The sequence below is a fragment of the Micromonospora cynarisoli genome (assembly GCF_030518815.1).
Classification (GTDB): domain Bacteria; phylum Actinomycetota; class Actinomycetes; order Mycobacteriales; family Micromonosporaceae; genus Micromonospora; species Micromonospora wenchangensis.
The window spans coordinates 3,252,617-3,277,829 of sequence record NZ_CP130426.1; the positions used below are offsets into that span (position 1 = coordinate 3,252,617).

Here is a 25,213-nt window from a genome sequence, read left to right on the forward strand (position 1 = left end):
GTCCCGATCCGGCCGTCCTCCCCGGCGGCGCCGGGTGTGACCACCCGGACCACGGCTCAGACCGAGACGGGCTCCTCGATGCGCAGCCCACGGGCGCGGACGCCGTCGGCGACCCGGGACAGCACGCCGTCCAGGGCGACCAGCACGGCCGAGAGCTCGCCGAGCTGTTCCTTGAGCGTGTCCTCGGGCCACGCGGAGACGTCGACGTCCCCCAGAGCGCTCACGGCGGCTTCCAGCCGCGTCATCACGTCGTTCGTACGCATGTTCGAAGGCTATACCAGGAACCCGTCCGACACGCCGCAAACCCCGCCGGCGACCCCGCCGTTATGGTTCCGCGACCTAACCGTCGCGTCGACCCTGCCCGGCCACGTTCGCCAGCAGCAACGCCTCGGCCAGGCAGACCCGGGCGAACTCGCCGAGGTGCAGGCTCTCGTTGGGGCCGTGCGCCCGCGCGTGCGGGTCCTCCACCCCGGTCACCAGGATCGCCGCCTGCGGGAACATCTCCTGGAAGGTGGCGATGAACGGGATCGACCCCCCGACGCCGACGTCCACCGGCTCGGTGCCGTCCCAGGCGGCCCGGAAGGCGGCGCGGGCGGCGTCGAACACCGGCCCCGACGCGTCGATGACACAGGGGGCGCCGTCGTGCTCCAGGGTCACCGTCACCCGGGCACCCCACGGCGCGTGTCGCTCCAGGTGGGTACGCACCGCGTCGTACGCCCGCCCGGGGTCGTCGCCCGGCGCCAGCCGTACGCTCAGCTTGGCCTTCGCCGCCGGGACCAGCGCGTTGGGCGCCTCGCCGGTGGCCGGGGCGTCGATGCCGAGCACCGCCACCGCCGGTCGGGTCCAGAGCCGCTCGGTGATCCGGCCGGTGCCGATCAGCGCGACCCCCTCGACCAGCCCGGCCTCGGCCCGGAACCGGTCCTCCGGGTAGTCGACGGCGGCCCCAGCCCGGCCGGTCAGGCCCTCGACGGCCACGTCCCCGGCGTCGTCGTGCAGGGTCGCCAGCAGGCGGACCAGCGCGGTCAACGCGTCCGGCACGGCACCGCCGAACATGCCGCTGTGCACCGCGTGGTCCAGGGTGCGCAGTTCGACGAACAGGTTGACCACGCCGCGCAGCGAGGTGGTCAGGGCCGGCACGCCCACGTCCCAGTTGGTGGAGTCGGCGATCACGATGACGTCCGAGGCGATCTCCTCCCGGTGCTCGGTGAGCAGCCGCTCCAGCGAGTCCGAGCCGTACTCCTCCTCGCCCTCGATGAACAGCACCACGCCGACCGGGAGCCGGTCGCCGAAGGCGCGCAGGGCGGCGACGTGCGCCATGATGCCGGCCTTGTCGTCGGCCGCGCCGCGCCCGTAGAGACGGCCGCCCCGCTCGACCGGCTCGAACGGCTCGGACTCCCACAGCGACAGGTCGCCGACGGGCTGGACGTCGTGGTGGGCGTACATGAGCACGGTGGGCGCGCCGGGCGGGGCGGCCTTCGTCCCGATCACGGCGGGCTGACCGCCCGACCGCACGATCCGCACGTCGAGGCCGCAGCCGCGCAGCAACTCGGCGACCGCCTCGGCGGAGCGCTCGACGTGCGAGTGGTCGAACCCCTCGAACGCGATACCGGGGATGCGGACGAGACGTTCCAGGTCGGCACGGACCCCGGGCAGTTCCCGCGCGACGGCGGCCCGTACCTCGGACTCGGACATGATCGGTGAGGTCATGACCGGCATCGTATGCCGGCCTTACCGCGAGCCACCCGGCGAGCCGTGACCGGCACCGGGAACGCCACCGGCTCCAGCGGCCGGTCCGGTGTCAGGCCGGGGCGGCGGACGGCGGACGTAGTAGTGGTCCGGGTCGTGCGGCAGGGTGGGCGCCCCGTCGACCACCAGGTCGACCGCGTCGGCGGTCCGGTCGGTGGCGAAGTGGGCCGCCTCACCCGCGTGCCAGCGCCGCAGTTCCGCCAGCAGGTGCGCACCGTCGCGGTCCAGCGCGCGGCGCAACCGCACCGGGTCCGGGGCGGTGACCTGCACCGACAGGGTCAGCTCCGGGCGGATCGCCGCCCGCGCCGCGCTCACCCCCTCCAGCAGCAGCACCGGCGCGACCGGCACCGGCACCTCGCGGGGCAGGAACGCCCGGCGCACCCAGCTGTACCGCCGGTAGGACCCCGGTCGCCCGGCCCGCAGCGGGGTGAGCACCCGTTCCTCCAGCCGGGTCCAGAAGGTGAACTGGTCGTCCCAGCCGTCGAGCAGGTCGTCGGTGTGCACCACCGGTGGCCTTCCGCCGTCGGGCAGGCCGGCCAGGGCGTCCGCGAGGCGCGCGGTGAAGACGCTCTTGCCCGCGCCGCTGGGCCCGTCGACGGCCACCAGTCGGGTACGCCCCAACCGCGCCGGCCCGGCGAGCACCCGCCGGGCCAGCGTCGCGTACGCCTCGACCAGGGCCACCGTCACACCGGTGACGCTAGTGGGTGTCCCCCGTGAGCCTGGTTCCGCCGTGGGGAGTGCGGTTCGTCGGGCGGGGCCGTGGGTGCCGGGGCATGATCTGGACGTGCTCAATGACGTGATGAGTCCCGGCGTGGACGCCCTGCTGGAACAGGCCCGGGCCGGGCTGCGACGGTTGAGTCCTCACCAGACGGTCGAGGCGGTACGGGCGGGTGCGCTGCTGGTCGACACGCGTACCGAGGGGCAACGCCGGGAGCAGGGGGAACTGCCCGGCGCGATCGTCATCGACCGGACGGTGCTGGAGTGGCGGCTGGACCCGGCCAGCGAGTGGCGTATCCCCGAGGCGACCGGCTACGACCGGGAGATCGTGGTGGCCTGCCGGCACGGTTACAGCTCCAGTCTGGCGGCGGCGAGCCTGCAGGCGTTGGGCCTGCGCAACGCCACCGACATGACCGGCGGCGTGCAGGGGTGGCTGGAGGCCGGGTTGCCGCTGTCCGACCAGCCCGCCGACGTGCGCCGCTGACGACCGGCACGTCGACGGCCCGACCGCCCGACCCCGGGCGGGCAGGGTGGTCAGGTCGTGGGCGGTGCGCCGGGCGGGATGAACGGCAGGTCGGCGGGGGTGCCGGTCTCGATGAGCCGCCACAGCGCGGCGGTGTCGAGGTGTTCCTCGACCAGGTCGCCGAGCAGATCGAGGGAGCGTTCGCGGACGGCGTCGAAACTGGTGCCCGGCGCGACGGTGAAGCCGTGCCGACCGGCCGACCGGGCCACCTCGGTCAGGAACCGGCGGCGGAACTCGTCGGACTCGAACGCGCCGTGCCAGTGGGTGCCGTACACCGCGCCGAGCCGCGCGCCCTCCGGCCGGCCGTCGGCGTGGTGCAGCAGCGGCGGCAGGTCCGCGTCGGCGGTGGAGACGTACCCGTGGTGGATCTCGTAGCCGCGTACCGGGACGTCGGGCGCGGCGGTGCCGACGGCGTGGCGGACGGTCTTGACCGGATCGAAGGTGATCTCGATGGGAAGCAGCCCCAGGCCGGGGACGCTGCCCCGGCGGCTCTCCACCGGATCGTGGATGGCCGTGGCCAGCATCTGGAAGCCGCCGCAGATGCCCAGCAGCGGCCGGCCGGCGGCGGCGTGCGCGGTGACGGCCTCGGCGAGCCCGGTCTCCCGCAGCCAGGCCAGGTCGGCGACGGTGGACTTCGAGCCGGGCAGGACGACCAGGTCGGCGGCGGCCAGTTCGGCGGGCTCGACGGTGAGCCGGACCCGGACCCCCGGTTCGGTGGCGAGGGCCTCCACGTCGGTGGCGTTGCTGATCCGGGGCAGCCGGACCACGGCGATGTCGAGCCAGTCGGTGCCGTGCGGGGCGGCGGGCCAGCCGAGCACCCGGCCGTAGGCGAGCGAGTCCTCCGCGTCGAGCCACAGGTCGAGGTGCCAGGGCAGCACTCCGTAGGTGGGCCGGCCGGTCACCCGGTGCAGCATGTCGAGCCCGGGGCGGAGCAGCCCGAGATCACCCCGGAACTTGTTGATCACGAAGCCGGCGATCAGCGCCTGGTCGGCGGGGTCGAGCAGTGCCACCGTGCCGAACATGGAGGCGAACACGCCACCCCTGTCGATGTCGCCGACCACGATCGTGGGGAGACCGGAGTGCCGGGCGAGTCCCATGTTGACGTAGTCGCCGGCCCGCAGGTTGATCTCGGCGGGGCTGCCCGCGCCCTCGCAGATCACCACGTCGTACGTCGCCCGCAGCTCGGCCAGGGCCGCGTACGCCGTCTCGGCGAGCTTCGGACGCAGGGCCCGGAAATTGCCGGCGGTGACCGTGTCGACGGCCTCGCCGAGCAGCACCACCTGACTGGCCAGATCGCTGCCGGGCTTGAGCAGCACCGGGTTGAACCGCAGGTCGGGGACGAGCCCGCAGGCGGCGGCCTGCATCGCCTGGGCCCGCCCGATCTCGCCGCCCCGCCCGTCCGGGCCGACCACGACGGCGGAGTTGTTGGACATGTTCTGCGCCTTGAACGGGGCCACGGCGACGCCGGCCCGGTGCAGCCAACGGCAGATGCCGGCGGTGAGCACGCTCTTGCCCGCGTCGGAGGTGGTGCCCGCGACGAGCAGCCCGCCGCTCACCGACCCCGCCCCCGGTCACCGGCCCCGGCCACAGCCGGTACCTGGACGGCCCCGGCGGGTTCGGACGCCCGCGCGGGCCGCCGCACCCCGGCGGCTCGACCGCGCCCGGCCACCCCTGCCGACCAACCGGTGAGCCGCCGCAGCGGGCGACCCCACAGCGCGTTACCGGCGGCGGCGACCAGCCGACCCCCGGTCGTCGGCCAGGCCGCGGCCAGCGCGAGGGCGGCCAGGCCGACCGTGCCGGAGAGCCGGGCGGCCCGCTTGAGGTGCCGCGCCTCGGGGCGTGGGCCGTCGCCGAGGAACGGCCGCACCTCCGACCGCCCGAAGTAGACGTTCCGGCCGCCGAGCCGCACGCCCAGCGCACCGGCCATGGCCGCCTCGCACTGCCCGGCGTTGGGGCTGGGATGGTCGTTGCGGTCCCGACGCCAGACCTGCCAGGCCCGTGCCCGGTCGCCGTGCACGGTGGGCGCGGCGGCCACGGTGAGCAGCCCGGTCAGTCGGGCCGGCAGCAGGTTGAGCAGGTCGTCGAGCCGGGCGGCCGGGGTGCCGAACCGGGCGTAGCGCGGTGAGCGGTGGCCGACCATCGCGTCGAGGGTGTTGGCCGCCCGGTAGCCGAGCAGGCCGGGCAGCCCGGCGAGAGCACCCCAGACCAGCGGCGCGACGACCGCGTCGGAGGTGTTCTCGGCCACCGACTCGACTGTGGCGCGGGCCAACTCGCCCTCGTCGAGTCGGGACGGGTCCCGACCGCAGAGGTGCCCGAGGCGGTGCCGGGCCGCCGGCAGGTCACCGGCGCGCAGCGCCGCGCCCATCACGGTCGCCTCGTGGCGCAGGGTCCGCCCGCCGAGCACCGTCCAGGTGCCGGCGGCCACGGCCAGGGCCCGGGCCACCGGGTGTCGCCGGGTGGCCCGGCTGACCGCCACCCCGAGCAGCACCGGCCCGCCCACCGCGACGGCGGTGAAGACCGTTCCCGCCCGGCGGTCGGCGCGGTAGACCCGCCGTTCCAGGGCACCGGCGGCCCGGCCGAAGCCGGCCACCGGATGCCAGCGCCGAGGATCGCCGAGCAGGCTGTCCAGCGCGTACCCGGCCAGCAGCCCGACCGTGTCCGCCGTCGCTGTGCGTCGCCCCACCCGTCACCACCTCCGGCCGGCCAGCCTAGTCGTACGGCGGGGTGACCACGTCGTCGTCGCCACCCCGCCCCCGTCCGTACGAACCGGCACCCGTGTCCCTTCCCCGGCACGGGTTCCGGAGCGCGCTCACACCCGGCTCGGGCAGCCGTCGGGCGATCTCAGGCCGGCACCGGTACCCGCCCCCGGCCACGCCGCCCCCGGCCCGCCGGACCGAGCGCCACCTCGCCCGGAGTCGGGACGACCGCCCCCTCCGCACCGGCCGGCCCGTCGCCGCCCCCGCCGTTCTTCTCCTCCGGCCGGTTCCCGCCGCCCGGACCGCCCTCGTCGCCCGACCGGTCTCCGCCGCCCGACTGCGCCCCACCGCCCGACTGCGCCGCCGGTTCGTCGTCGGGCAGCGGGGGCAGGTCGTCGGGTTCGTCGTCGAACGGGTCGGCCGGCGGGACGTACCCGCTGCCGGACAGGTCGTGGCCGGCGCGCGGGAGACCGAAGCCGGACAGGTCGAAGTCGTCGTCGAGCGGGCGGTCGTCCGGCCCGGCGGGGACCTGGTCGGCCGGCACCGGCTCGGTCGGCTCGCCGTGCACCCGCTGGGCGGTCGCCGTGTCCTCCACGGTGCTGGTGGCCATGCTCGGCCGGTTGCGTTGGAACCGGGACCGGCCCCGGGACAGGTCGTGCCCGACCGCGACCGCCTCCAACTCGTAGAGCACCCGGTGGTTGCCGGCGTCGTCGGTCCAGTCGCGGGTGTAGAGCCGTCCCGCGACCACCACCGGGTCGCCGACCATGACCGACGCGGCCACCCCCTCGGCCAGCTTGCGCCAGCAGTTGACCCGGACGCGCAGACTGTTGCCGTCCACCCACCGGCCGCTGTCGCGGTTGAGGCGGCGGGCGGTCGAGGCCACCTTGAAGTTGGCGACCAGGGTGTTGCTCTGTGCCGTACGACGCCACTCCGGCGCGGTCAGCACGTTGCCGACAATCGTGGGGCATCACAAAGTGTGAAGACGCCTACCAGCGGAAATGCACCGTCACGCGGTCGCTTTCAGGCTGCCGCCACCGCTCAGCCGGTCGCACCTCCACACGGTCAACTACCACGCGTAACGCCCTGCCGCGCTCGTCCATCGTCATGCGTGGCCACAAACCGAGCAGGGTCTCCACCGTCGCCGCTTCCTGCTCCAGGTCAGGCACCTCCACCGCCGGGGCCAGCCGGGCCAGCTCGGCGGCGGCAGTCTGCTCGGTGCGCCGTAGCCCCGCCAGTGCTTCCTGGTAGACGACGTCGGGTAGTTGGTCGAGCGCGTTGCGGGTGGCGAGCTTGACCATGGCGGCCCGGGTCTCGGCCAACTCGCGCTCCAGCCGGCCCCGGTCCGCCCGGCCGGCAGTCGCCCGTGCCTTGCGGGCCGCCCGTGCTCCGGCGTCGGTGCGCAGCTTCCGCGCGTAGTCGGCAACCTGGGTGAGCACCTCGTCCTCTACCCGGGCGAGCAGCGGCCGGCCGACACCTGGGCAGTCGCCGCCCTTCACATCCCCTCGACCAAGCCCGCAGACGAGCCGGTCGCCCTGCCGCTGGAGGCGGTGGCCCTGGGGGCAATCAACGAGGCCGACGAGCGCCCAGGTGTGCGCCAGGGCTCGCGGTGGGGTGCCCGCCTCACTGGCGAGCCGACGCTGCACTCGTATCCAGGTGTCGGGATCGGTTAGGGCGTCGTGCTCGCCGGGCAGGACCTGGTCATCGGTGACGACGAGCCCGAGGTACACGGGCCGGCGCAACAGTGCCTTGACGTTCGGGGTGTGCATGGCGATGCCGCGCACCCCGGCCAGGTAGGCGGTGACCTCACCGGCCGGTTCGCCGGCCGCGTATCGGCGGAACGCCTCGGTCACGGCCGGGCCGATCGTCGGGTCCGGGACGAGCTGCTTGCCCTGCTTGATATAGCCGAGCGGTCGGCCGTGGTGGTGGCCCAGTTCGGCCCGGCGGGCAATGGCGGCCGACCAGCCCCGGCCGATCTCCCGGGCGCGGTACTGCGCCACGTTCAGCATGTTGATCAGCATCATCTCGCCGGCCGGCGTGGACGTGTCGATGTGCTCGGTGGCGGAGATGATCCGTACGCCAGCGTCCGCTAGTTCACGGAGGAAGAGCAGGCTCTCCAGCACGTCACGGCCGAAGCGGGAGACGTCGTAGACGGCGAGTGCGTCGAGCTGGCCGGAGCGGGCGAGCGTCCGAACACGGTCGATGCCGTCGCGGGAGAAGTGGGTGCCGGAGACGTCGATGTCGTCGATCACGGCGACCTCGGTCATGCCGTGGGTGGCGCGGCGCATCGCTGCCGTCTGGACGTCGGGCGAGTGGAAGTCCTCGCCGCCGCGTCCCATGAGGGAGCTGACCCTGACGTACAGGACCACCCGGGTGGGGCGGTCGGGTACGGCGGCGAGGGCGCGGCGGCGGGCCATCAGCTGGCGGCGCGCTCCTGCTGCTCGGCCACCTGGGCGAGGTATCGCAGTGTGGCCCGGATGCTGGCCTTCTCGGCCTCGCTGACGTCGGGGTTGGTGAGGCGCCGCATGATGATTTTCAGGTCGGGGTCTAGGGGCACGTCGCGCGCAGAGCGGGTCGGTGTCGTAGTGCTGGTGCGTAGCCCGGCCGCGACGAGCGCCTCATCAGCGTTGAGCCCGAACAGCTCCGCGAACGCCTCGACGACGGGGGCTTTCTCGGGGCGGCTTTCGCCGGCCTCCCAGCGGCCGATGGTGCCGCGGTCTACTCCGAGGCGGCGGGCCAGCTCGGCCTTGTTCATCCCGACGTGCTCGCGAGTTGCCCGCACGTATGCGGCCCATGCGCCGCGTTGGGGTGCTGGATTGGTGCCCACGTGCACACCGTAGAGCAATCCGCCGTGGATATCCGCAGGTCGCGGGGGGTCTGGGTGGGTGGTGTGGCGTTCGTGCCGCAGTCGTTGCCGCCGCCGCCGGAGTAGACGGACGTCACTTTCTCCACGTTGCATGCGTGCAACGTTAGGTGTCGAACGGGCCCTTCTCAAATCAGCCGAACGGCCGATGTGTTGCACGCTTGCAACATCACCCCCGGGCGGCGTACGGTCTGTTGCATGAGTGCAGCACCGACCCGATGCGACAGTGCAACACCGTCGCCGATCCGGCTGCGGACCGACCGCTTCGACCAGCTCCTCGCCTCCCTCGCGGAGACCGAGCAGGACCGAGCGCAGCTGCTCGGCATGGACCGCGCCACCCTCTGGCGCATCCGCCGGGGGCGCGTCACGCCGACCCTCGACGTGGCGATGCGGATGGCCGCCGTGTGCGGCACCACCGTCGACGAGCTGTTCGAGGTGACCTCATGACGCACCCGCCCTCCGGCCCGCACACCCCGACCCCGCCATCCGGCCCCCGGGTGCCGAAGGTCGCACCGATCGACCCGGACAGCCCCGGCGGCCGAGCCGCCGCCGAGGCGCTCTCCGAGGTCCTCGCCGAAATCCAGGTCGCCATCTGGCGGCGCGAAGCCGCCCAGCAGCACGCGGCCTGACCCCACCCAACCCACTGAGGAGTCCGTCATGACCCAGCCCACGTCGCCGCACCCGGGGCCGCACGTGCCCGCGCCGATCCAGCCCGGCCCGCCCCGCCCCTGACACGACAGAGCCCCCGCCGCAGCCACGGCAGGGGCCCCACGCAACGGACAAAACGAGGAGTCCCGATGCACCCGCAGAGTACCCCGACCACCGCGCCGGCCGAGCCGGAGCACTACACCGTCGCCATCCCCGGCGCGTTCGCCTACGCCACCGAGCGTGAGCTGACGATCCCCGCCCCGCACACCGCCGACGAGATCGCCATGGTGGTCCACGCCGAGCTGACCGAGTTCGGGTACGCGCACCTCTCGGTGGACGTCGACCTGGCGGCGGGCGTGGTCCGGATCGTGTGGCAGGGCGGACCGATCGAGACCACGATCACCGGCCCCGGCGTCGGTACGGCCGAGCCGGACACCGCCGAGCGAACCTACCTGGTCCAGTTCGGCGACCACATGCCGCACTTCCGCTCGGTTGAGATCACCTCCACCCCGGACCGGCTGGCCGGCGACATCCACAACCGGATCGACCCGGGCGGTAACTGGGACTTCGAGATCGTGCTGACCGATGCCGAGGACGGCGGCCTGCTCGGCCGGGTCGTCAACGACGACGGGTCGGAGTCCGGCTACGGCACGCTGACGATCACGGAGCGGCCGACGCCCGCCCCTCGGGCCGAGCCGGTCACCGACCCGCGTCGCATCGCCTACGAGCTGGTGCTCGCGGGTGTCGCCACCGGCCTGCCGATCCCCGACAGCATCAGCATCCCCTCGGACAACCAGGTCTTCGACCTGCGGATGGCCGACAGTGACCGAGACGCCGTCGAGCGGTGGGCCGCGTACCTCGGCCTCCCGGCCCCGGCCGACGGTGACCCCATCGTCGTCAAGCCGGGCCGCGCGTTCCGCAGCTACGCGACCGAGACGTGGTTGCACCCGGCGATGCCGGACCGTCGGCGGGTCCAGGTGGCGAGCTTCTGCGACCTGTCCGACGCCGAGGTCGCCGAGCTGGAGGCGCAGCTGGCCGCCGGGGGCACCCGGTGAGCGCGGCCGACCCGACGCCGGACCCGGGCCCGGACCACGCGCCGACCCGCCCCCTGGGCCCGTTCCCGGGCACCGGCGGCCGGACCGGCCCGGACTACACCGGGCTGCGCTTCGACCGCGCCGACCTGGAGGACACCACCCCGGCCGAGGTGCCGGCGGGTGTCGACGGCTGGGCGGTCACCGGCCGTGTCGCGCCGCCGCCCACGCTGGCCGACCTCGGGCTGGCCGACGACCGGGTCGCCCTCGTGGTGGACCTGCGGAAGCGGATCGAAGAGCTGGCCGCCGAGGCCGACGCGCTGATCGCCGGCATGACGGCCGAGCAGCGGGCGGACCTGGACCAGTACGAGCCGGCCCGGCACCTGCGGGCGGTGGCGTAGATGGCCAGCCTCGACCGCCTCGACGCGGGCGCGCACACCGCCCGGGTGTCCGCCGCCGAGCAGGACCGCCTCCACCGGGAGGCGCGGGAGGACGCCGCCCGCCGCTACCTGCTCACCCGGGGCCTGGACGACGTGGCGGAGATCCTCGGCCTGACCGAGCCAGCCGTGCCCGTCAAGCGGTCCCGGTCCCGGGCCGGCGGCAGCAGGCGGGCCGCCTGATGGCCGCCGTCCTCGCCTCCGTCCTGGCCCTCGTGGTCGTCGTGGTCGGCGCGGTCGCCTACGCCGCGCACCGGGCCGCGAACGCCGCCGAGGCCCGCCGCGACGAGATCGCCGAGGAGCTGCGCACGGCCCGACGGGAGCTACGGATCGCGCTGGCCGAACTGACCACCGCCCGCCACAAGGCGGCCGTGCTGCGCCGGCAGCTCACCGCGCAGGCCGCCCTCACCCCCGACGCCACCTCAGACGCCGGCCCCGAGCTGCCGGCGCTGGACCTGACCACCCTCCGCCAGGTCTGGGCCTGCACGCCCGCCGACTTCGACACCCCGGGAGATGCCCGATGACGACCACCGACCCGACCGCCCTGGACCTCGACGCCCCGACCGTCGGCGGCGACATCGACTTGGCCGGCTGGTACGCCGACACGACCGCCGACTACCGGGACTACGAGGAGCGCCAGCCCGCCGACGGCGACCGTGACCGGGCGATCGTCGAATGGGTGACCCGGGTCCTCGGCAACCCGGCGGACGCGGACTCCCGGGCGGTGCTCGCATTCCTGGCCGCCCGGCACCACGACGAGGTGGTCCCGAGCGGCACCGTCGACTGGCTCAAGGGCCGGGTCGCGGAGCTGACCGCCGACGTGGACCGGCTCCGCGAGCAGGTCTTCGCCCAGCAGCCCGTCATCGACGCCGTCCAGGCGTGGGCCGAGGCTCACGAGGACGGCGACCTGGTGCTGCGGATTCGCCGCCCGTCCGCCCGCGCCGAGGCGGCGGCCCGGTGAGCCGGCACTGGCCCGACCCGAGCGGCGCACGTGACGCCGCCGGCCGCAGGCAGATCGCCGACCGGGTCGGGCCCGACTACCGGCTGAGCCCCGCCGCGCAGCAGCTCGTCACCCGCACCGCCGACCCGGTCCACGCCGGCCCGGCCGACGCCACCGGGCTGCTCCGGGTCCGCGACATCACCACCACCGGCGCATGGACCACCCCGCCGCCCGTGGCCGACACCGCCGCCCTCCCGGTCGTCTCGGCCCCGCCGCCCCCGCCGTGGAACCCCGCCGCCGACATCACCCGCACCGACGAGCACCAGGAGATCAGCAAGTGACCACCGCCTTCACCTTCACCAAGGCCACCAAGAAGGCCGCCAAGGCCCGCATCGCCCTCGACGGCATCTCCGGCAGCGGCAAGACCTACACCGCCCTCACCGTCGCCTCCGCGCTCGGCCAGCGCATCGCGGTCATCGACACCGAGCACCGCTCGGCCAGCAAGTACGCCGACATCTTCACCTTCGACACCCTGCCGTTGGACACCTACGACCCGCGCATCCTCATCGGTGCCCTCGCCGCCGCCGGTGACGCCGGGTACGAGGTCACCATCATCGACAGCCTCTCCCACTTCTGGATGGGCAGCGGCGGCATGCTGGAAGCCGTCGACCACGCCGCCAAGCGGGCCGGCGGGCACGGCATGTCCGGGTGGAAAGAGATGCGCCCGGTCGAGCGCCAGATGATCGAGGCGATGCTCGCCTACCCCGGGCACATCATCGCGACGATGCGGGTCAAGAACGACTGGGTCGAGCAGGACGTCCGCGGTCGCCGGCAGATGGTCAAGGTCGGCACCAAGGCGGAGCAGCGCGAGGGCCTGGAGTACGAGTTCGACATCGTCGGCACCCTCAACGCCGACAACGAACTGGTGGTGGCGAAGTCCAGGTGCCCGCAGTTGGCGGGGGCGGTCATCTCCAAGCCGGGCTTGGAGTTCGGCCACACCGTTCGGGAGTGGCTGGAGGCGGGTGAGGCCGGCGGGCCGACGGTGGCCGAACTTCGTGCCCGCGCGGTCGCGCCGGGGCTGGGCCGGGCCGAGCTGCTCGCGCTGCACTCCGAGGTCCGGGCGGCCGGGCTGCTGGCTGCCCCGGTGTTCGACCAGGCGGGTGCGGCCGTCTCGCTCGGCGACCTGATCGCGCAGCTCGGTCGGCAGGCCCCTGTCCCGATGCGACCGGCTCCGGCCGCCACCCCGGCACCCGCCGAGGCGGCCGAGGCGCAGGACCAGCCGCCCGCGAGCACCGAGGGCGACCGGGAGATGGTCAGCCAGGACCAGCACCGCCACATGCACGCCTTGTGGCGAGAGTTGGGCTACTCGGGTGAGGAGAACCGCGAGACGCGGCTCCAGATCACCGCGAAGATCCTCGGCCTGCGAGACCTGGAGAGCAGCGCGCACCTGACCCGCGCCGAGGCGGACCGCGTGATCGCCGCCCTGCGGCAGCGCAAGGCCAGCCAGGAAGGCCAGGCCGCCTGATGAACCGTACGGAGAGGGTTCAGGAGGTGCTCCGCCTGGAGGGCCTCGCCGACGCCGCGAAGCGTCGCGCCGCCGAGCACCGAGCCGCGCTGGACGCGGACGCCCGCGCCGAGCTGGAGCGCGAGGGCACGGCGCCGTCGTGGCGACTGCCCGACATCGGCACCGTCGCCCTGGCCGTCAGCAAGCAGGCCCCGGTCGTCGCCGACATCGAGGCGCTGACCGCGTGGTGCCTGGCCCGGTACCCGGGGGAGGTCGAGACCGTCCACCAGATCCGCGCGAGCTTCCAGACGGCCCTGCTGAGCCGGACGGTGTGCGACGGGGACGTGGTGGTCGACCCGGGCACGGGGGAGGTCGTCCCGGGGATGGCCGTCCGGCTCGGCGGGGTGCCGCAGTCCCTGTCGATCCGGCCGAGCCGGGACGCGCGGGCCGTGTTCGCCGCCGCCGGGGCGCAGCTGCTCGACGTACTGCTGTCGGTGGAGGAGGACGTGCCGGGGCACCTGGAGCCGGCTGACGTTCCGGACGGCGACCGGTGACCCGCCGCGACCCGGGCGCCGCCGGCAGCACGGTGGCCACCGAGCCCGGCCGATGCGAGTGCCGGCACCTGGAGCCGCTGCACGTCCTCGGCGCCCGCGGTCGCGGCACCTGCTCCGCCAGCACCTGCAACTGCCCCCGCTACGCCCCCGGGGCCGGCACCACGCCGGCCCCGGCCGGGCCGGAGGTGACCACCAATGCCTGAACAGCGCTACGTCGGCCACGTCGGCTACTGCGACGCCCACGGCAAGCGGCTCTACTCCGACCGCAAGAAGGCCCGCCAGCAGATCCGCGCCCACCGCCACCACGGCGGCATGCGCGAGTACCGGTGCGACCTGGTCGCCGGGCACTGGCACGTCGGGCACCTGCCGCCGGCCGTGCGGACGGGCCGCAAGACAGCGACCGAGGTGTACGGGGGTGGCCAGTGAAGCCGCAGGCGCTGGCTACCCACCTGTTCGAGCTGGACCCGGTCGGCCACGCCGACCACCACGGGGAGGAGCCCTGCCCCCGCTGCCCCTGCCGCCGCTGCCCGCTGCCGCACGGCAACCGGTCGCACCAGGTACCCGACACCACGGACGCGCAGGCCGAGCACCTGCGCCGCATCGGAGAGGACCAGGACCGATGACTACCACCCACGCCTACCTGGCCATCTGGCCCATCACCAACCCGAGCCGGCCCCCGGCCGCGCTCATCGCCGAGGCGTCCGCCGCCCTCGACGTCATGGCCGCCACCGGCGGTGCCCGGATCGTCGGCACCCCCAGGTGGGTGATCGCCGGAGACCGGCTGATCTGCCGGGCGTCGGCCGTGCCGCTGGCCGCCCTGGAGGAGTCGGCGCACGCCAGGCGGGCCCGCCTGGAGGGTGACGTGCTGCGGCTGGCCGGGCTGCGCTGGTCGGCGCGGCAGATCGCGGCGACGACCGGGTTGCCGCACTCGACCGTGCAGTCGGTCCTCACCCGCTACCGCCAGCCGGCGGCGGCCTGAACGGCCGGTCCGGGCGGCACTTCCCCGCCGCCCGGACCGGCACCCGAACAGACACGAGCACCACGATGAGAGGCACGGGATGACCCAGACAGTCGCCGTCCAGCGGGCAGTACGGCGATCCGACCTGCCAGCCCCGGCACGCCTGATCGTCCTCACGATCTGCGGCATCGCCGACTACCGGACCGGCGTCGTCCCGCCCGAGCACGCGATGTCCCTCACCGAACTGGCCGTCGCCACCGGACTGGGTCGCTCCACGGTCGCCCGCTCGCTGAACCTCCTGGAGAAAACCGCGTGGCTCACCCGGGACCGACCGGACGTCGTGGCCGCCCGGTCCGAGGGTGCCCGCACGGCGTACACCGTCCACGTCGGTAGTCCCGTAGCGGGACTACCCGGTAGTCCCAGAGCGGGACTAGTCCCAGAGCGGGACTACCCCGAACCGGACGTGTCCGACATCGGGCAGTCCCAGAGCGGGACCACCGGTAGTCCCGCAGCGGGACGCATTCCTATCTCCCCAACCACTACCAACAAGAACCTCTCTTCTCGTCCCGCTTCCGACCCGGCTGATGCTGTCGAGGCTCCGCCCCGACTCGACGTCGACAGGGTCTGCCGACACCTCGCCGACCGGATCGAAGCCAACGGCTCCAAGCGCCCCACGATCGGCAAGACGTGGCGCGACGCCGCCCGACTCCTCATCGACCGCGACGGCCGCACCGTCGAGCAGATCCTCCGCTGCATCGACTGGTGCCAGGACGACCCGTTCTGGCGGGCCAACGTCCTGTCGATGCCGAAGCTGCGCGAGAAGTACGACCAGCTCCGCCTCGCCGCCCAGCGCGAAGCCGCGCGACCCGCCAGCCGCAACACCGGGGCGAACCGACACCACGACGACCGCCCCGACCAGAACCCGTTCCGCACCGGCGAAGCCGTCGCCACCTACGCCAGCCAGAGCACCGGGAGCACCCGATGACGACCGCCCCCATCCGCGACGCCCTCAACCTCACCGCCCACGACCACCAAGGCCACGCCCCGGCCACCGACGGCCCCACCCTGGAGCAGATCCGCCTCGACGCCGACCGCGCCGAGATGGACGCCATCCGCTCCCGGCAGGCCGCCAACCGGGCCGTCGTCTACACCCGCCGCCGGCCCAGCCGGTACGCCACCGCCAGCTACGACCGGCTCCGGCCCGACCAGAACCCCGGCGGCAAGATCGCCCGCTGGTGGGACTCCGGCCCCCGCACCCTCGTCCTCGCCGGCCCCACCCGCACCGGCAAGACCACCGCCGCCTACGCCATCGGCAATGACGTCCACGGCCGCGAGCAGTGGGTGATGGTGTGGACCGCCGCCGACCTGTCCGCCGCCCTCAAGCCCGACAGCGCCGAGCCCCTCGCCTACGACTACGCCACCACCTGCGGCCTCCTGATCCTCGACGACCTCGGCCGGGAGCGGGTCACCGACTGGTGGCTGGAGCAGCTCCAGCGCATCGTCGACCACCGGTGCGCGCACGAGCGCCGCATGGTCGTCACGACCAACACCGGCGCCAACGCCGCAGCCGTCTACGACGAGCTGTCCGCGCGGTACGGACACCCGGTGGTCGAGCGGCTCCTCGACGGCGGCGGGCTGCTGGTGCTCGACGGGCCGCCCGTGCGGCGGGTGACCGCGGAATGGTGACGCCTCCCGTCTGCGCGACGCCCGGCTGCGGCCGGCCCGCCGTCGCCGCCGTCACCACCACCGGCGTCCGCATCCAAATCCGCACCGACCGGCTCGACGACCCCCGCACCGCCGCCGCCTGGGCCGACTGCCTGCACTGCTGGGCCTGCACCACCGCCGCCGTCGACCAGCACATCGCCACCGCCCGACACACCCGCCACGAGACCGAGGAGACGCGACCCCGATGACCACCACGACGAAGACCGTCAGCCCCACCGCCCAGTTCGCCGCCGCCCGCGCCTTCAACGACGAGTTCCCCGTCGGCACGCCCGTCCGCTACTGGAAGGGCATCCGCGACGGCGACGGCCGCACCGCCCGCACCCGCACCCAGGCGCAGCTCCTCAGCGGCCACACCGCCGTCGTCTGGCTCGACGGCGTCTCCGGCTGCATCGCCCTCACCCACATCCAGCCCATCAGCGAGGACGAGCTGATGCCCGAGCAGCCCGACGGCATCGAGGACGACTCCTACGACCTGCCCGACCCGCACCGGGCCGCCGGACGGGTCCGCGACTGGATCAGCGCCTGGGGCGACGGGCTCATCGACACCGCCGACGGCCACCCGCTGTACGCCCGCGACCTGGAGGCCATCTGCCGGGCCGTCCTCGCCACCCCCGCCGACACCATCCCGGGTCGGCCGCACCGCGACGAGCCGCCCCTCGACCGCGACGGGGTCGACGTCCACCTCCCCGCCAACGACATCCCCGCCTGAGGAGCCCGCCGTGACCACTCCCACCGACCGCATCCCGCTCCGGACCGAGCTGGCCACCGCCGGCCAGCTCGCCCAGGCCCTGGAGGCCAACCGGCAGCTCCACACCCGGCTCGGCCGCGCCGAGAGCGAGGCCCGCGCCATGGTCCGCGACCGCGACGCCGCCCTCGACGAGCGCAACCAGGCCCGCCGGGAGCGGGACACCCTCGCCGCCCGGCTGGAGCACGCCGAAACCGCCCGCATCGACGTAGACGGCGACCTCTGGCGACCCGCACCAGACGCACAGTGGACCCTGTCCGGCGACCGGACCGTCCGGCTCGACGAGGACGTGCTGGAGCACCTCCACGGCCCCACCCGGCCCGTCCTGATCATCGACAACGGACCCCAGGACGACGAGCCGGCGCCCGCGCCGTCCCCCGGTTCCGGCCCGGCCCGCGTGCAGGGTTCGCCGGACCCGCGTCACGTCGCCCGGATCGACCGCACCGGCCGGGTGTGGTTCTCCGCCGAGAACGGCTGGTGGCGCGGTGCCGGCACCTGCCACCTCAGCACCAGCGCGGAGACCCTGGAGCGCCTGCATGGGCCCACGGTGGAGGCGGTCGTCGTCCCGGCCTCCGCGCCTGAGCCGCTCCGCCCCGCCGACTGGGAGCAGCGGGCCATCGACGCGGTCCGGGAGGCACTGGAGGCCCCCTGGTCGGTCCTCGGCACGGGTCGCGCCTCCGAGATCGCGGTCCGCGCCATCATCGACGCCGGCCTCGCCGGGCCCGGCGGACGCTGCCCCCGCTGCGGCTCCACCTACCCGCGCACCCTGCCCCCGGGCGAGGACGCCCGCTGCTGGACGTGCGCCACCGAGGACCAGACCGGCCTCGACGAGCCGGCCAACACCACGCGGGAGGGCTGAGCGCCATGAAGCCGCCCGTGCCGTACTTCGGCGGGAAGATCACCACCGGCCCCGCCATCACCGCCCTGTTCCCCACCCACCGCCACTACGTCGAGCCCTACGCCGGCAGCCTCGCCGTGCTCCTCGCCAAGCCCCGCAGCCACCACGAGACCGTCAACGACCTCGACAGCCAGCTCATGACCTGGTGGCGCGTCCTCCGCGACCAGCCGCAAGAGCTGGCCAGGGTCTGCGCCCTCACCCCGCACAGCAGGGCCGAGCTGGACGCGGCCCGCGACGAGACCGCCGACATCGGCGACCTCGAGGTGGCCCGGCGCATCTTCGTCCAACTCACCCAGGGCCGCGCCGGCGCGCGACGCCGCACCGGGTGGAGGCACTTCGTCAAGCCCACCGAGGTCACCTCGATGCCCGACTACCTCGACACCTACATCGGCCGCATCTACGACGCCGCCGAGCGGATCGCCGGGGTGACCCTGGAGTCGCTGCCCGCCCTCGACCTCATCACCAAGTACGGGCAGGAGCCGGACGTGCTGCTGTACGTCGACCCGCCGTACCTCGGCACCACCCGCTGCCGTTCCTGGGACGGCTACCGCCACGAGATGCGCGCCGAAGCCGACCACCGCGACCTGGCCGACGCCCTCCACGCCTGCAAGGCCGCCGTGGTGCTCTCCGGCTACGCCTCCGACCTGTACGACCGGGAGCTGTACGCCGGGTGGGACCGCCACACCATCGCCGCCAGCACCGGCCAGGGCGGCACCTGGGCCAACCGCACTGAGGTGCTGTGGTCCAACCGGCCGCTGGGTATCCAGCCGTCCCTGCTCGACACCCTCGACATCGCCGGGGCACCCGCGTGACCCGCCGCCGTCTGCTGGCCATCCTCGCCGCCGCACTGGTGGCGGGGGTGGCCGCCACCCTCGCACTCGCCGCAGCCCGCAGCGCCTGGGGCGACCCGGCCGCCGCCGTCCTCGTCGCGGTCGCCGCAGCCTGGCTCGGCTCCACCATCCCGCACCTGCTCCGCCGGAGGACCCGTTGACCCCGCACCACCTCCACGCCCGCGCCGCCCTGGAATCCCTCCGGCTGGCCCGCCAGCACCTGGCCGTGCTCGCCCGCAGGGAAGCCGCCCGCAACGCCTGGGCCGAGCAGCTCCCCGCCGCCCCGATCCTCCACGCCCCCACCTACGGCACCCGCCACGCCACCGGCGGCCACGCCGACCCCGTCAGCGGTCGCCTAGCGGTCGAAGAGCCACCCGCCCGACTCGTCACCTGGGCCACCCGGTGGGAGATCGCTGACAGCCGTCTCAACGGGATCGCTCGCATGTTCGGCATCCCGGCGACCCACACCCTCGCGCGCATCCGCCACGCCATCCCAACGTTGCTGCCCGCCACGGCGGCCGTCCTCGCGCAACACCTGGTCGACGAGGACGTGCTCGTGCGGGGCTGGCTGGACCTGCCGGCCTACCACGAGCCCCTGGTCGGTGTTGCCTGCCCGCACTGCGGTGAGCGGCAGCTCGTCGTCCAGACCGCCGGCCCCGCCGACGCCTGGACCGTCATCTGCGCCACCGGCCGACCCTGCACCGGGACCGGGTGCCCGTGCGGGATGCCCGGCGCGGTGGAGGGGGCCCCGCACATCTGGCCCCGCGCCCTGGTGCTCGGCGCGGTCGCGGGGGTGACCCGGTGATCCGCCTCGCCCTCGGCTGGACCCCCATCCGCCGCATCGGCGTCCTCGCCCACCTCCACGGCGGAGCCGGCCGACGGACCCGACCCGGGCGCGGTCGCGGGGGCCGCGTCCAGCCCGATCAACTGACCCGACCCGAAGGAGAGCCATGGACCACGCCGCCCTGAACACCGCCCCGCCCGCCGTCCGCTGCGGCATGTGCGGTAGCCGCACCCGGGCCGACGCCACCGGTGAGCCGTTCCGGGCCCGTACCCGGTGGATCACCTGCCGCCGGCCCGGGTGTGCTTGGTCGTCGCAGTCGCCGCGCCGGGTTGGCTTGATCTGGCGAGCGCGGATCTGGCTCGGCCGCTGACCCGTCCGGCCCGGGGTGCACGCGCGCCCCGGGCCACCCGACCCGAGGAGACGACCGATGAGCATTGAAGACCGACTCGCCGCCGACATCGCCGACCGCCTGACCGCCGAGCTACTCAAGTCGCACGAAGTCACACCCGGACCTGGACTCGCCGACGAGGGCGGCGAGATCCGGATCAGCCTCGCCCAGGTCGCTCGAATCGCCGCCCAGGTCGGCGCAGCCGAGACTCGGCGGGCTCTACGGGTAGGGCGCCACACCGGACGTTGATGCCCTCATAAGTGTCGGTCTGATGGCATGCCGGTCCGGCACCCGATACCCGTCATGATCGGGTGCCTGTCCGATGTGCCCGATTCTGGCGACATCATAATCACGGTTATGGGTACACCGTGGGAATCCCAGCAGCTTGACCGACGAGGGAGAATCGATCCGTGAACACACCTGGCCAGCGCCCCGCCGCCGCCCTGCTCCGCTTGCACTCAGCAGCGGAGACGGCAGGTGCCGCCTTGAGTGATCTGGCCGACGCCGTGCGGGGGTCAATGGATCGCGATGTCGCCGAGCATCCCGACCTAGCCGAGTTGAACGTCCGGCTCGATGCGCTCTACGAAGCGCCGTGATCACCGCGCGACTCTGCGGCTCCGCGACGGCCACCGTGGATGCCCTGGCTGACTGCTTCAAGTGGGTCGCCGACCAGCTCGACCGATACCCGTGGATCTTGACCCTGATAGTCGGGGCCGCCTGGCTGCTGGTGCTCGGATGATCCTGGTCCACGGCCGGGAGTACGGCACCGCGGAGCAGATCGCCACCCGCCTCGGTGGTGACGTCACCGTGGCGATGGTCCGCAACTGGGCCGCCCGCGACGGCCTGGAGTCGATCCGGGTCGGCCGGACGGTCTACTACCCGCTCGACCAGGCGGCCACGATCGAGCGCGACAAGCGGGTCACCGGGCGAGGTCGGCCGCGACGGCTTGACGTTGAGGCGGTCGCCGCCGCATGATTTGATCACTCACCGCTACAGGCGGAGTGTGCCCACAGCCCGGACGTTGACCCAGCAGGGTCCGCCGGGCTGTTGTGTGTCCAGGGTGCCGGCGGGAAGCGCCGATGCAGTGTCCGGACGGCCCAGGCGTACACACCCTGGCCCGACGGCACCCCAGCCACGACGTGTCCGGGGACGGGACGCGGGGCGCGGGGAGAGCGGGCCGGTCACTGCGGCGGTGGCCGGCCCGCACCCCCTCACGGCGAGCTGGTCGCCGACGGCGTCGCGCCACCGGTGATCCCACCGATCAGGCCGGTGCCGATGCAGCCGGCGCAGCACAGCAACACCAGCAGCAGCGGGCCGACGATCCACAACACGATCACCCAGATCCCGACGGTCGCCGCCTTGCTGGTCGGCGACTGCACGTACACCACCTGCGGCGGCGGTGTCGGCGGGAGCTGCCTCGGATCGTGCTGCTGGTTGTACGGGTCGTAGGACATCCGGCCATCGTCCCCAGTGCACACCCCACGCCGGTATCCGATACGCAGTCGGATACCGGACCCCCTGACCGGACAAGGCGCCGGTCCCGGAGGTGACCCATGCGAGGCCGACCCGTAACCCAAGCTGACCACGACCAGGTCGCCGAGCTGCACGGCCAAGGCCTCGGCCGCAACGCCATCGCCAAGGCCATCCGCCGGTCCGGCAAGACCGTGTCCGAGATCGCCGCCCAGCTCGGCCTGAGCTTCGACCGCGGCCCCACCCGGGTCGCCACCGAGGCCCGGAAGGTGGACGCCAAGGCGAAGCGGGCCGCTCTCGCCCTGGACCTGCTCGACGACGCCGCACGCCTCCGCCAGCAGCTCTGGCAGCCAGCGGACTACGTCGACCACGGCGGCAAGGAATACTTCCGCGTCGACTGGACCATGAAGGAACCGACCTTCGCCGACAAGCTGAAGCTCATGCAGGCGGCCGGCATCGCGGTCGACCGGTCCGTCCGACTCGACCAGTACGACGCCGACCCCGGTGTCGACGCCGCGAAGAGCATGCTCGGCGCGCTCGCCGCAGGCCTCGGTGCCGCCTACGACCAGCTCACCCAACCCGCAGCCGATGGCGATTGACGTCGACGCGGTCGTCCGGCAGCTCGCCCCGGTGCACATCCGGTCCATCGTCGAGTCGACGGCCCGCCTGAACATCTGGCAAGGCAGCGTCCGGTCGGGGAAGACGGTGGCGTCGCTGCTGCGGCTGCTCATGGCCATCGCCGCCGCGCCCAGCTCCGGCCGGGTGCTGCTGTTCGGCAAGACGAGGGAGAGCGTCAACCGGAACGTGTTTTCGGTGCTCGGCGACCCGGCCCTCTTCGGTCCGCTCGCCCGCCTGGTCAAGTACAACCCGGGGGCGCCCACCGGCAGCATCCTCGGCCGTGAGGTCGACGTCCTGGGCGCGAACGACGCCAAGGCGGAGCCCAAGGTCAGGGGTATGACGCTGTGCATCGCGTACGGCGACGAGCTGACCACCATCCCGGAGGCGTTCTTCACGCAGGTGCTCGCCCGGCTCAGCGTCTCTGGTGCGCAGCTCTTCGGCACCACCAACCCGGACAGCCCAGCCCACTGGCTGCGGAAGAAGTACCTGCTCAGGCAGGGCGAGCTGAACCTCCGGACGTGGCACTCCACCCTGCGGGACAACCCGCACCTGGACCCGCAGTACGTCGCCGACCTGACCAAGGAGTACGTCGGCCTCTGGTACAAGCGGTTCATCCTCGGCGCGTGGGTCCAGGCTGAGGGTGCCGTCTTCGACATGTTCGACGAGGACCGGCACGTGGTCAGCACGCTGCCGCAGATCCAGCGGTGGATCAGCCTGGGCATCGACTACGGCACCCGCAACGCCACCGCCGCGCTCATCCTCGCCGTGGGCGCGGACGGCCGGCTGTACCTCACTCACGAGTGGCGGCACGATCCGGCCGTCGCCCGCCGGCAGCTCACCGACGCCGGCCTGTCCCGGGAGCTGCGCGCCTGGCTCGGCCGCCTCCAGGTCCCCGGCGCGACCGGCCTGACCGGGCTGCGGCCGGAGTGGACCGTCGTCGACCCGGCCGCCGCGTCGCTGCGGCTCCAGCTCCACGAGGACGGCATGACGCCGATGCTCGCCGACAACTCTGTGCTCGACGGTCTACGGCTTGCGTCCTCGCTGCTAGCCAACGATCAATTGAAGATCCACAGGTCATGCACCGGCCTCCTCGACGAGATCCCCGGCTACTCCTGGGACGACGAGGCGGCGAAGAAGGGCGAGGACAAGCCCATCAAGGCCGACGACCACAGCATCGACGCTGGCCTTCGCTACGCGATCAAGACGACCGAGGTGCTCTGGAGGCCGCTGCTGCGGTCCGCCCACGCCCTCGCAGCCTGACCCGAGAGGAACCGCCGTGCAGAAGCCCAGCCCCGCCAGGATGGTCCTGGTCATCGTCGATCCGATCGGCAACAACGGCAGCGACATCGCGCCGGCCGTCATCACCCGCGTCTGGGGTGAGCACCCGGCCGGCGGCTGGACCGTCAATCTCAAGACGATCAAGGACGGCAACGTCGACGAGTGGCTCACCTCGATCCGGCTCTTCGACACCGAGCAGCAGGCCCGCGAGAACGGTTACGCCTGCTTCTGGCCGCCGCGCGTCTGACTCCACCGACACACGACCTGACGAACGGAGAGCCTGGTGCCGATCCCCACCGGCGGCGCCTGGCCGCCCCCCACCCACGCCCCCGCCTACGACGCCTACCGCGACTGGGACGCCTGGTACGTCGGCGACCCCGGCGAGCTGCAAGCCGTCTACAGCCGGCGCGGCGTCAGCAGCCCCCGCGTACGCCCGAGCCAGCTCGTCGGGGGTGTCGTCGGGATGCTGTCCCGCTGGATGTGGGGCAACCCGGTCCGGTCCGACCAGCGTGATACCCGCCTGCACGTTCCGGTGCCCGCCGACCTCGCCGCCACCTCCGCCGGGCTGCTGTTCTCGGAGCCGCCGACGCTCACCTCCGAGACCCCAGCCGTCCAGGAGGCGATCGAGCGGCTCATCGAGGGCGGCCTGCACACCACCCTCCGGCACGCCGCCGAGCACGCATCCGTCCTCGGCGACGTCTACCTCCGCCCCGTCGTCGACCGGGAGGTGTCCCCGGCCGGCGCGATCGTCACCGCGGTGCCGGCCGACGCCGCGATCCCCGTCATCCGGTGGGGCCGCCTCACCGAGGTCACGCTCTGGTCGACGCTGGAGGAGTCCGCCGGCACGGTGGTGCGCCTCCTGGAGCACCACGACGTCGTCAACGGTGCCGGCCGGATCACCTACGCCCTGTACGAGGGCGACGCGACGGACCTGGGCCGGGTCATCCCGCTCACCGAGCACCCGAACGCCGAGTACCTCGCCGAGCTGGTCGACGAGACGAGCGCGCAGGCGACCGGCCTGGACCGCCTGGACGTCGTCCGCATCCCCAACGCCGGCCCTCAGCGACGCTGGCGGAAGCTCGCCGCGCTGAAGAGCCTCGGTCGCAGCGACATGGACGGCAATGAGCCGCTCTTCGACCGCATCGACGAGGTGTGGACGGCGTGGATGCGGGACATCCGCATCGGGCAGGGCCGCATCACGGTCCCGGAGTACATGCTCCAGTCGAACGGGGCTGGGCAGGGCGCGACCTGGGACGCCGACCGGGAGGTCTACTCGGCGATCAACGCCCTGCCCACCCCGCAGGGGGCTGGCGTGGGCCTCACCGTCAGCCAGTTCGCGATTCGCCACGTCGAGCACAAGGCCACCGCCGACGCGCTGATGGAGGCCGCGATGCGGCACGCCGGCCTGTCGGCTCAGACGATGGGCGAAGAGGGCGACGTCGCGATGACCGCGACGGAGGCGACCGCGCGGGAGCGGCAGAGTTTCGTGACCCGCGGCGACCGGACCACCGTCTGGAAGGCGGAACTGGGCCGCTACGTCGAGCTGCACCTGGCGCTGGAGCGCGTGCACTTCGGCGGGCCCGCCGAGGAGCGGCCGAACGTCGAGTTCGGCGACTCGGTCACCGAAAGCCCGGAGGTGGTGGCGCGTACCGCCCAGCTGCTGCACGCAGCGGAGGCCGTGAGCATCGAGACGAAGGTCCGGATGGTCCACCCCGAGTGGGACAAGAAGCAGGTCGCCGACGAGGTGAAGAAGATCAAGGAGGAGACCGGCGGCCGGCGCGAAATCGACCCGGCCGGCCGGTTCGGCCAGCTCGCCGGCAACAACCCGCCCGGAGGTCAGGACGGGCAGCCTGAGGAGTAGCC

General features: G+C 73.6%; 38 protein-coding genes and 1 pseudogene. 30 read left to right on the forward strand and 9 right to left on the reverse strand.

From position 1 onward, the window contains the following. Positions 1 to 56: 56 nt before the first annotated feature. From Q2K16_RS13520 to Q2K16_RS13530, 3 genes and pseudogenes are all read right to left on the reverse strand, one after another. Positions 57 to 263, reverse strand: a complete 207-nt coding sequence (locus Q2K16_RS13520; protein WP_088646578.1) for a hypothetical protein — start codon at positions 261 to 263, stop codon at positions 57 to 59. Between the two features lie 76 nt (positions 264 to 339). Then, entirely contained in the window at positions 340 to 1,692 is a 1,353-nt protein-coding gene (locus Q2K16_RS13525) for a dipeptidase (protein ID WP_302746474.1), read from the reverse strand. Continuing rightward, positions 1,685 to 2,611 (reverse strand): annotated as a pseudogene (locus tag Q2K16_RS13530) (uridine kinase family protein); the annotation flags it as partial. The gene Q2K16_RS13525 and the pseudogene Q2K16_RS13530, both read right to left, overlap by 8 nt. On the opposite strand from Q2K16_RS13530, the gene Q2K16_RS13535 reads away from it, so the two are divergent. After that, positions 2,546 to 2,947, forward strand: coding sequence for a rhodanese-like domain-containing protein (locus Q2K16_RS13535; protein ID WP_088646576.1), 402 nt, complete (start codon positions 2,546 to 2,548; stop codon positions 2,945 to 2,947). The pseudogene Q2K16_RS13530 and the gene Q2K16_RS13535 overlap by 66 nt on opposite strands. Before the next feature lie 50 nt (positions 2,948 to 2,997). Here Q2K16_RS13535 and Q2K16_RS13540 read toward each other — a convergent pair whose 3' ends face one another. The 5 genes from Q2K16_RS13540 to Q2K16_RS13560 all read right to left on the reverse strand — a co-directional run bounded on the left by Q2K16_RS13540 (position 2,998) and on the right by Q2K16_RS13560 (position 8,506). Further along, positions 2,998 to 4,542, reverse strand: coding sequence for a cobyric acid synthase (locus Q2K16_RS13540; protein ID WP_302745777.1), 1,545 nt, complete (start codon positions 4,540 to 4,542; stop codon positions 2,998 to 3,000). Then, positions 4,539 to 5,669 carry a cobalamin biosynthesis protein gene (locus Q2K16_RS13545; RefSeq protein WP_302745778.1) on the reverse strand — a complete coding sequence of 377 codons (1,131 nt, stop codon included), beginning with the start codon at positions 5,667 to 5,669 and terminating at the stop codon, positions 4,539 to 4,541. Before Q2K16_RS13545 ends, Q2K16_RS13540 begins: the two co-directional genes overlap by 4 nt. A 158-nt stretch (positions 5,670 to 5,827) precedes the next feature. Then, positions 5,828 to 6,640 (reverse strand): single-stranded DNA-binding protein, encoded by an 813-nt coding sequence (locus Q2K16_RS13550; protein WP_302746475.1) that lies wholly within the window; start codon positions 6,638 to 6,640, stop codon positions 5,828 to 5,830. 28 nt (positions 6,641 to 6,668) lie between these two features. Then, complete coding sequence (locus Q2K16_RS13555) at positions 6,669 to 8,096, reverse strand: recombinase family protein (protein ID WP_302745780.1); 1,428 nt, start codon at positions 8,094 to 8,096, stop codon at positions 6,669 to 6,671. After that, positions 8,096 to 8,506, reverse strand: a complete 411-nt coding sequence (locus Q2K16_RS13560; RefSeq protein WP_302745782.1) for a helix-turn-helix transcriptional regulator — start codon at positions 8,504 to 8,506, stop codon at positions 8,096 to 8,098. The genes Q2K16_RS13555 and Q2K16_RS13560 overlap by 1 nt, the downstream gene beginning before the upstream one ends. A 234-nt stretch (positions 8,507 to 8,740) precedes the next feature. Between Q2K16_RS13560 and Q2K16_RS13565 the strand changes: the two genes are divergently transcribed. From Q2K16_RS13565 to Q2K16_RS13685, 25 genes are all read left to right on the forward strand, one after another. Continuing rightward, positions 8,741 to 8,989, forward strand: coding sequence for a helix-turn-helix transcriptional regulator (locus Q2K16_RS13565; protein ID WP_302745784.1), 249 nt, complete (start codon positions 8,741 to 8,743; stop codon positions 8,987 to 8,989). Further along, complete coding sequence (locus Q2K16_RS13570) at positions 8,986 to 9,171, forward strand: hypothetical protein (RefSeq protein ID WP_302745785.1); 186 nt, start codon at positions 8,986 to 8,988, stop codon at positions 9,169 to 9,171. The genes Q2K16_RS13565 and Q2K16_RS13570 overlap by 4 nt, the downstream gene beginning before the upstream one ends. Positions 9,172 to 9,339: 168 nt before the next feature. Next, positions 9,340 to 10,245 (forward strand): hypothetical protein, encoded by a 906-nt coding sequence (locus Q2K16_RS13575; protein ID WP_302745787.1) that lies wholly within the window; start codon positions 9,340 to 9,342, stop codon positions 10,243 to 10,245. Then, a complete protein-coding gene (locus Q2K16_RS13580; protein WP_302745789.1) occupies positions 10,242 to 10,622 on the forward strand; it encodes a hypothetical protein in 381 nt (126 codons plus the stop codon). The genes Q2K16_RS13575 and Q2K16_RS13580 overlap by 4 nt, the downstream gene beginning before the upstream one ends. Next, a complete protein-coding gene (locus Q2K16_RS13585) occupies positions 10,623 to 10,841 on the forward strand; it encodes a hypothetical protein (protein WP_302745790.1) in 219 nt (72 codons plus the stop codon). Further along, positions 10,841 to 11,182 carry a hypothetical protein gene (locus tag Q2K16_RS13590; protein WP_302745791.1) on the forward strand — a complete coding sequence of 114 codons (342 nt, stop codon included), beginning with the start codon at positions 10,841 to 10,843 and terminating at the stop codon, positions 11,180 to 11,182. The genes Q2K16_RS13585 and Q2K16_RS13590 overlap by 1 nt, the downstream gene beginning before the upstream one ends. After that, positions 11,179 to 11,619 carry a hypothetical protein gene (locus tag Q2K16_RS13595; protein ID WP_302745792.1) on the forward strand — a complete coding sequence of 147 codons (441 nt, stop codon included), beginning with the start codon at positions 11,179 to 11,181 and terminating at the stop codon, positions 11,617 to 11,619. The genes Q2K16_RS13590 and Q2K16_RS13595 overlap by 4 nt, the downstream gene beginning before the upstream one ends. After that, positions 11,616 to 11,939 carry a hypothetical protein gene (locus Q2K16_RS13600; protein ID WP_302745793.1) on the forward strand — a complete coding sequence of 108 codons (324 nt, stop codon included), beginning with the start codon at positions 11,616 to 11,618 and terminating at the stop codon, positions 11,937 to 11,939. Before Q2K16_RS13595 ends, Q2K16_RS13600 begins: the two co-directional genes overlap by 4 nt. After that, positions 11,936 to 13,123 carry an ATP-binding protein gene (locus Q2K16_RS13605; protein WP_302745794.1) on the forward strand — a complete coding sequence of 396 codons (1,188 nt, stop codon included), beginning with the start codon at positions 11,936 to 11,938 and terminating at the stop codon, positions 13,121 to 13,123. The genes Q2K16_RS13600 and Q2K16_RS13605 overlap by 4 nt, the downstream gene beginning before the upstream one ends. A gap of 26 nt (positions 13,124 to 13,149) precedes the next feature. Next, a complete protein-coding gene (locus tag Q2K16_RS13610; RefSeq protein WP_302745795.1) occupies positions 13,150 to 13,656 on the forward strand; it encodes a hypothetical protein in 507 nt (168 codons plus the stop codon). Then, positions 13,653 to 13,859, forward strand: a complete 207-nt coding sequence (locus Q2K16_RS13615; protein ID WP_302745797.1) for a hypothetical protein — start codon at positions 13,653 to 13,655, stop codon at positions 13,857 to 13,859. The genes Q2K16_RS13610 and Q2K16_RS13615 overlap by 4 nt, the downstream gene beginning before the upstream one ends. Further along, the gene (locus Q2K16_RS13620) at positions 13,852 to 14,082 is read left to right on the forward strand and encodes a hypothetical protein (RefSeq protein ID WP_302745798.1); all 231 of its coding nucleotides are present in this window, start codon (positions 13,852 to 13,854) and stop codon (positions 14,080 to 14,082) included. The genes Q2K16_RS13615 and Q2K16_RS13620 overlap by 8 nt, the downstream gene beginning before the upstream one ends. After that, the gene (locus Q2K16_RS13625; RefSeq protein ID WP_302745799.1) at positions 14,079 to 14,279 is read left to right on the forward strand and encodes a hypothetical protein; all 201 of its coding nucleotides are present in this window, start codon (positions 14,079 to 14,081) and stop codon (positions 14,277 to 14,279) included. The genes Q2K16_RS13620 and Q2K16_RS13625 overlap by 4 nt, the downstream gene beginning before the upstream one ends. Next, a complete protein-coding gene (locus Q2K16_RS13630) occupies positions 14,276 to 14,635 on the forward strand; it encodes a hypothetical protein (RefSeq protein ID WP_302745801.1) in 360 nt (119 codons plus the stop codon). The genes Q2K16_RS13625 and Q2K16_RS13630 overlap by 4 nt, the downstream gene beginning before the upstream one ends. A 79-nt stretch (positions 14,636 to 14,714) precedes the next feature. Then, positions 14,715 to 15,599, forward strand: coding sequence for a helix-turn-helix domain-containing protein (locus tag Q2K16_RS13635; protein ID WP_302745802.1), 885 nt, complete (start codon positions 14,715 to 14,717; stop codon positions 15,597 to 15,599). Then, positions 15,596 to 16,300 (forward strand): P-loop NTPase family protein, encoded by a 705-nt coding sequence (locus tag Q2K16_RS13640; RefSeq protein WP_302745803.1) that lies wholly within the window; start codon positions 15,596 to 15,598, stop codon positions 16,298 to 16,300. The genes Q2K16_RS13635 and Q2K16_RS13640 overlap by 4 nt, the downstream gene beginning before the upstream one ends. Continuing rightward, positions 16,294 to 16,527 carry a hypothetical protein gene (locus Q2K16_RS13645; RefSeq protein WP_302745805.1) on the forward strand — a complete coding sequence of 78 codons (234 nt, stop codon included), beginning with the start codon at positions 16,294 to 16,296 and terminating at the stop codon, positions 16,525 to 16,527. The genes Q2K16_RS13640 and Q2K16_RS13645 overlap by 7 nt, the downstream gene beginning before the upstream one ends. Continuing rightward, on the forward strand, positions 16,524 to 17,048 hold the full coding sequence (locus Q2K16_RS13650) for a hypothetical protein (protein ID WP_302745806.1): 525 nt from the start codon (positions 16,524 to 16,526) through the stop codon (positions 17,046 to 17,048). The genes Q2K16_RS13645 and Q2K16_RS13650 overlap by 4 nt, the downstream gene beginning before the upstream one ends. Before the next feature lie 10 nt (positions 17,049 to 17,058). After that, positions 17,059 to 17,943, forward strand: coding sequence for a hypothetical protein (locus Q2K16_RS13655; protein ID WP_302745808.1), 885 nt, complete (start codon positions 17,059 to 17,061; stop codon positions 17,941 to 17,943). 5 nt (positions 17,944 to 17,948) lie between these two features. Further along, positions 17,949 to 18,794: a DNA adenine methylase gene (locus Q2K16_RS13660; protein WP_302745809.1), complete on the forward strand. Its 846-nt coding sequence runs from the start codon at positions 17,949 to 17,951 to the stop codon at positions 18,792 to 18,794. Continuing rightward, positions 18,791 to 18,973, forward strand: coding sequence for a hypothetical protein (locus Q2K16_RS13665; RefSeq protein WP_302745810.1), 183 nt, complete (start codon positions 18,791 to 18,793; stop codon positions 18,971 to 18,973). Before Q2K16_RS13660 ends, Q2K16_RS13665 begins: the two co-directional genes overlap by 4 nt. Further along, on the forward strand, positions 18,970 to 19,617 hold the full coding sequence (locus tag Q2K16_RS13670) for a hypothetical protein (protein ID WP_302745812.1): 648 nt from the start codon (positions 18,970 to 18,972) through the stop codon (positions 19,615 to 19,617). The genes Q2K16_RS13665 and Q2K16_RS13670 overlap by 4 nt, the downstream gene beginning before the upstream one ends. Positions 19,618 to 20,023: 406 nt before the next feature. Continuing rightward, positions 20,024 to 20,233 carry a hypothetical protein gene (locus Q2K16_RS13675; RefSeq protein ID WP_302745814.1) on the forward strand — a complete coding sequence of 70 codons (210 nt, stop codon included), beginning with the start codon at positions 20,024 to 20,026 and terminating at the stop codon, positions 20,231 to 20,233. A gap of 343 nt (positions 20,234 to 20,576) precedes the next feature. Next, positions 20,577 to 20,723: a hypothetical protein gene (locus Q2K16_RS13680; RefSeq protein ID WP_302745815.1), complete on the forward strand. Its 147-nt coding sequence runs from the start codon at positions 20,577 to 20,579 to the stop codon at positions 20,721 to 20,723. After that, positions 20,720 to 20,959 (forward strand): hypothetical protein, encoded by a 240-nt coding sequence (locus Q2K16_RS13685; RefSeq protein ID WP_302745817.1) that lies wholly within the window; start codon positions 20,720 to 20,722, stop codon positions 20,957 to 20,959. Before Q2K16_RS13680 ends, Q2K16_RS13685 begins: the two co-directional genes overlap by 4 nt. A 236-nt stretch (positions 20,960 to 21,195) precedes the next feature. Here the strand turns inward: Q2K16_RS13685 and Q2K16_RS13690 are convergent, their stop codons facing one another. Continuing rightward, entirely contained in the window at positions 21,196 to 21,438 is a 243-nt protein-coding gene (locus tag Q2K16_RS13690) for a hypothetical protein (protein WP_302745818.1), read from the reverse strand. Positions 21,439 to 21,537: 99 nt separating this feature from the next. On the opposite strand from Q2K16_RS13690, the gene Q2K16_RS13695 reads away from it, so the two are divergent. Genes Q2K16_RS13695 through Q2K16_RS13710 form a run of 4 tightly spaced genes read left to right on the forward strand, consistent with a single transcriptional unit; the run spans position 21,538 to position 25,211 of the window. Then, positions 21,538 to 22,053, forward strand: a complete 516-nt coding sequence (locus Q2K16_RS13695; protein WP_302745819.1) for a helix-turn-helix domain-containing protein — start codon at positions 21,538 to 21,540, stop codon at positions 22,051 to 22,053. After that, positions 22,043 to 23,332 carry a PBSX family phage terminase large subunit gene (locus Q2K16_RS13700; RefSeq protein ID WP_302745820.1) on the forward strand — a complete coding sequence of 430 codons (1,290 nt, stop codon included), beginning with the start codon at positions 22,043 to 22,045 and terminating at the stop codon, positions 23,330 to 23,332. The genes Q2K16_RS13695 and Q2K16_RS13700 overlap by 11 nt, the downstream gene beginning before the upstream one ends. A gap of 16 nt (positions 23,333 to 23,348) precedes the next feature. After that, positions 23,349 to 23,597 carry a hypothetical protein gene (locus Q2K16_RS13705; RefSeq protein WP_302745821.1) on the forward strand — a complete coding sequence of 83 codons (249 nt, stop codon included), beginning with the start codon at positions 23,349 to 23,351 and terminating at the stop codon, positions 23,595 to 23,597. A 36-nt stretch (positions 23,598 to 23,633) separates the two neighbouring features. Then, positions 23,634 to 25,211 carry a phage portal protein gene (locus Q2K16_RS13710; RefSeq protein WP_302745822.1) on the forward strand — a complete coding sequence of 526 codons (1,578 nt, stop codon included), beginning with the start codon at positions 23,634 to 23,636 and terminating at the stop codon, positions 25,209 to 25,211. Positions 25,212 to 25,213: the final 2 nt, after the last annotated feature.

Excerpts from the sequence above, each read along its gene's own strand:
- Q2K16_RS13520 (WP_088646578.1), bottom strand. The coding sequence starts at position 263 with ATGCGTACGAACGACGTGATGACGCGGCTGGAAGCCGCCGTGAGCGCT.
- Q2K16_RS13525 (WP_302746474.1), bottom strand. The coding sequence starts at position 1,692 with ATGTCCGAGTCCGAGGTACGGGCCGCCGTCGCGCGGGAACTGCCCGGG.
- Q2K16_RS13535 (WP_088646576.1), top strand. The coding sequence starts at position 2,546 with ATGAGTCCCGGCGTGGACGCCCTGCTGGAACAGGCCCGGGCCGGGCTG.
- Q2K16_RS13555 (WP_302745780.1), bottom strand. The coding sequence starts at position 8,096 with ATGGCCCGCCGCCGCGCCCTCGCCGCCGTACCCGACCGCCCCACCCGG.
- Q2K16_RS13565 (WP_302745784.1), top strand. The coding sequence starts at position 8,741 with ATGAGTGCAGCACCGACCCGATGCGACAGTGCAACACCGTCGCCGATC.
- Q2K16_RS13570 (WP_302745785.1), top strand. The coding sequence starts at position 8,986 with ATGACGCACCCGCCCTCCGGCCCGCACACCCCGACCCCGCCATCCGGC.
- Q2K16_RS13575 (WP_302745787.1), top strand. The coding sequence starts at position 9,340 with ATGCACCCGCAGAGTACCCCGACCACCGCGCCGGCCGAGCCGGAGCAC.
- Q2K16_RS13585 (WP_302745790.1), top strand. The coding sequence starts at position 10,623 with ATGGCCAGCCTCGACCGCCTCGACGCGGGCGCGCACACCGCCCGGGTG.
- Q2K16_RS13590 (WP_302745791.1), top strand. The coding sequence starts at position 10,841 with ATGGCCGCCGTCCTCGCCTCCGTCCTGGCCCTCGTGGTCGTCGTGGTC.
- Q2K16_RS13595 (WP_302745792.1), top strand. The coding sequence starts at position 11,179 with ATGACGACCACCGACCCGACCGCCCTGGACCTCGACGCCCCGACCGTC.
- Q2K16_RS13620 (WP_302745798.1), top strand. The coding sequence starts at position 13,852 with ATGCCTGAACAGCGCTACGTCGGCCACGTCGGCTACTGCGACGCCCAC.
- Q2K16_RS13630 (WP_302745801.1), top strand. The coding sequence starts at position 14,276 with ATGACTACCACCCACGCCTACCTGGCCATCTGGCCCATCACCAACCCG.
- Q2K16_RS13635 (WP_302745802.1), top strand. The coding sequence starts at position 14,715 with ATGACCCAGACAGTCGCCGTCCAGCGGGCAGTACGGCGATCCGACCTG.
- Q2K16_RS13640 (WP_302745803.1), top strand. The coding sequence starts at position 15,596 with ATGACGACCGCCCCCATCCGCGACGCCCTCAACCTCACCGCCCACGAC.
- Q2K16_RS13645 (WP_302745805.1), top strand. The coding sequence starts at position 16,294 with ATGGTGACGCCTCCCGTCTGCGCGACGCCCGGCTGCGGCCGGCCCGCC.
- Q2K16_RS13650 (WP_302745806.1), top strand. The coding sequence starts at position 16,524 with ATGACCACCACGACGAAGACCGTCAGCCCCACCGCCCAGTTCGCCGCC.
- Q2K16_RS13660 (WP_302745809.1), top strand. The coding sequence starts at position 17,949 with ATGAAGCCGCCCGTGCCGTACTTCGGCGGGAAGATCACCACCGGCCCC.
- Q2K16_RS13675 (WP_302745814.1), top strand. The coding sequence starts at position 20,024 with ATGAGCATTGAAGACCGACTCGCCGCCGACATCGCCGACCGCCTGACC.
- Q2K16_RS13685 (WP_302745817.1), top strand. The coding sequence starts at position 20,720 with ATGATCCTGGTCCACGGCCGGGAGTACGGCACCGCGGAGCAGATCGCC.
- Q2K16_RS13690 (WP_302745818.1), bottom strand. The coding sequence starts at position 21,438 with ATGTCCTACGACCCGTACAACCAGCAGCACGATCCGAGGCAGCTCCCG.
- Q2K16_RS13695 (WP_302745819.1), top strand. The coding sequence starts at position 21,538 with ATGCGAGGCCGACCCGTAACCCAAGCTGACCACGACCAGGTCGCCGAG.
- Q2K16_RS13700 (WP_302745820.1), top strand. The coding sequence starts at position 22,043 with ATGGCGATTGACGTCGACGCGGTCGTCCGGCAGCTCGCCCCGGTGCAC.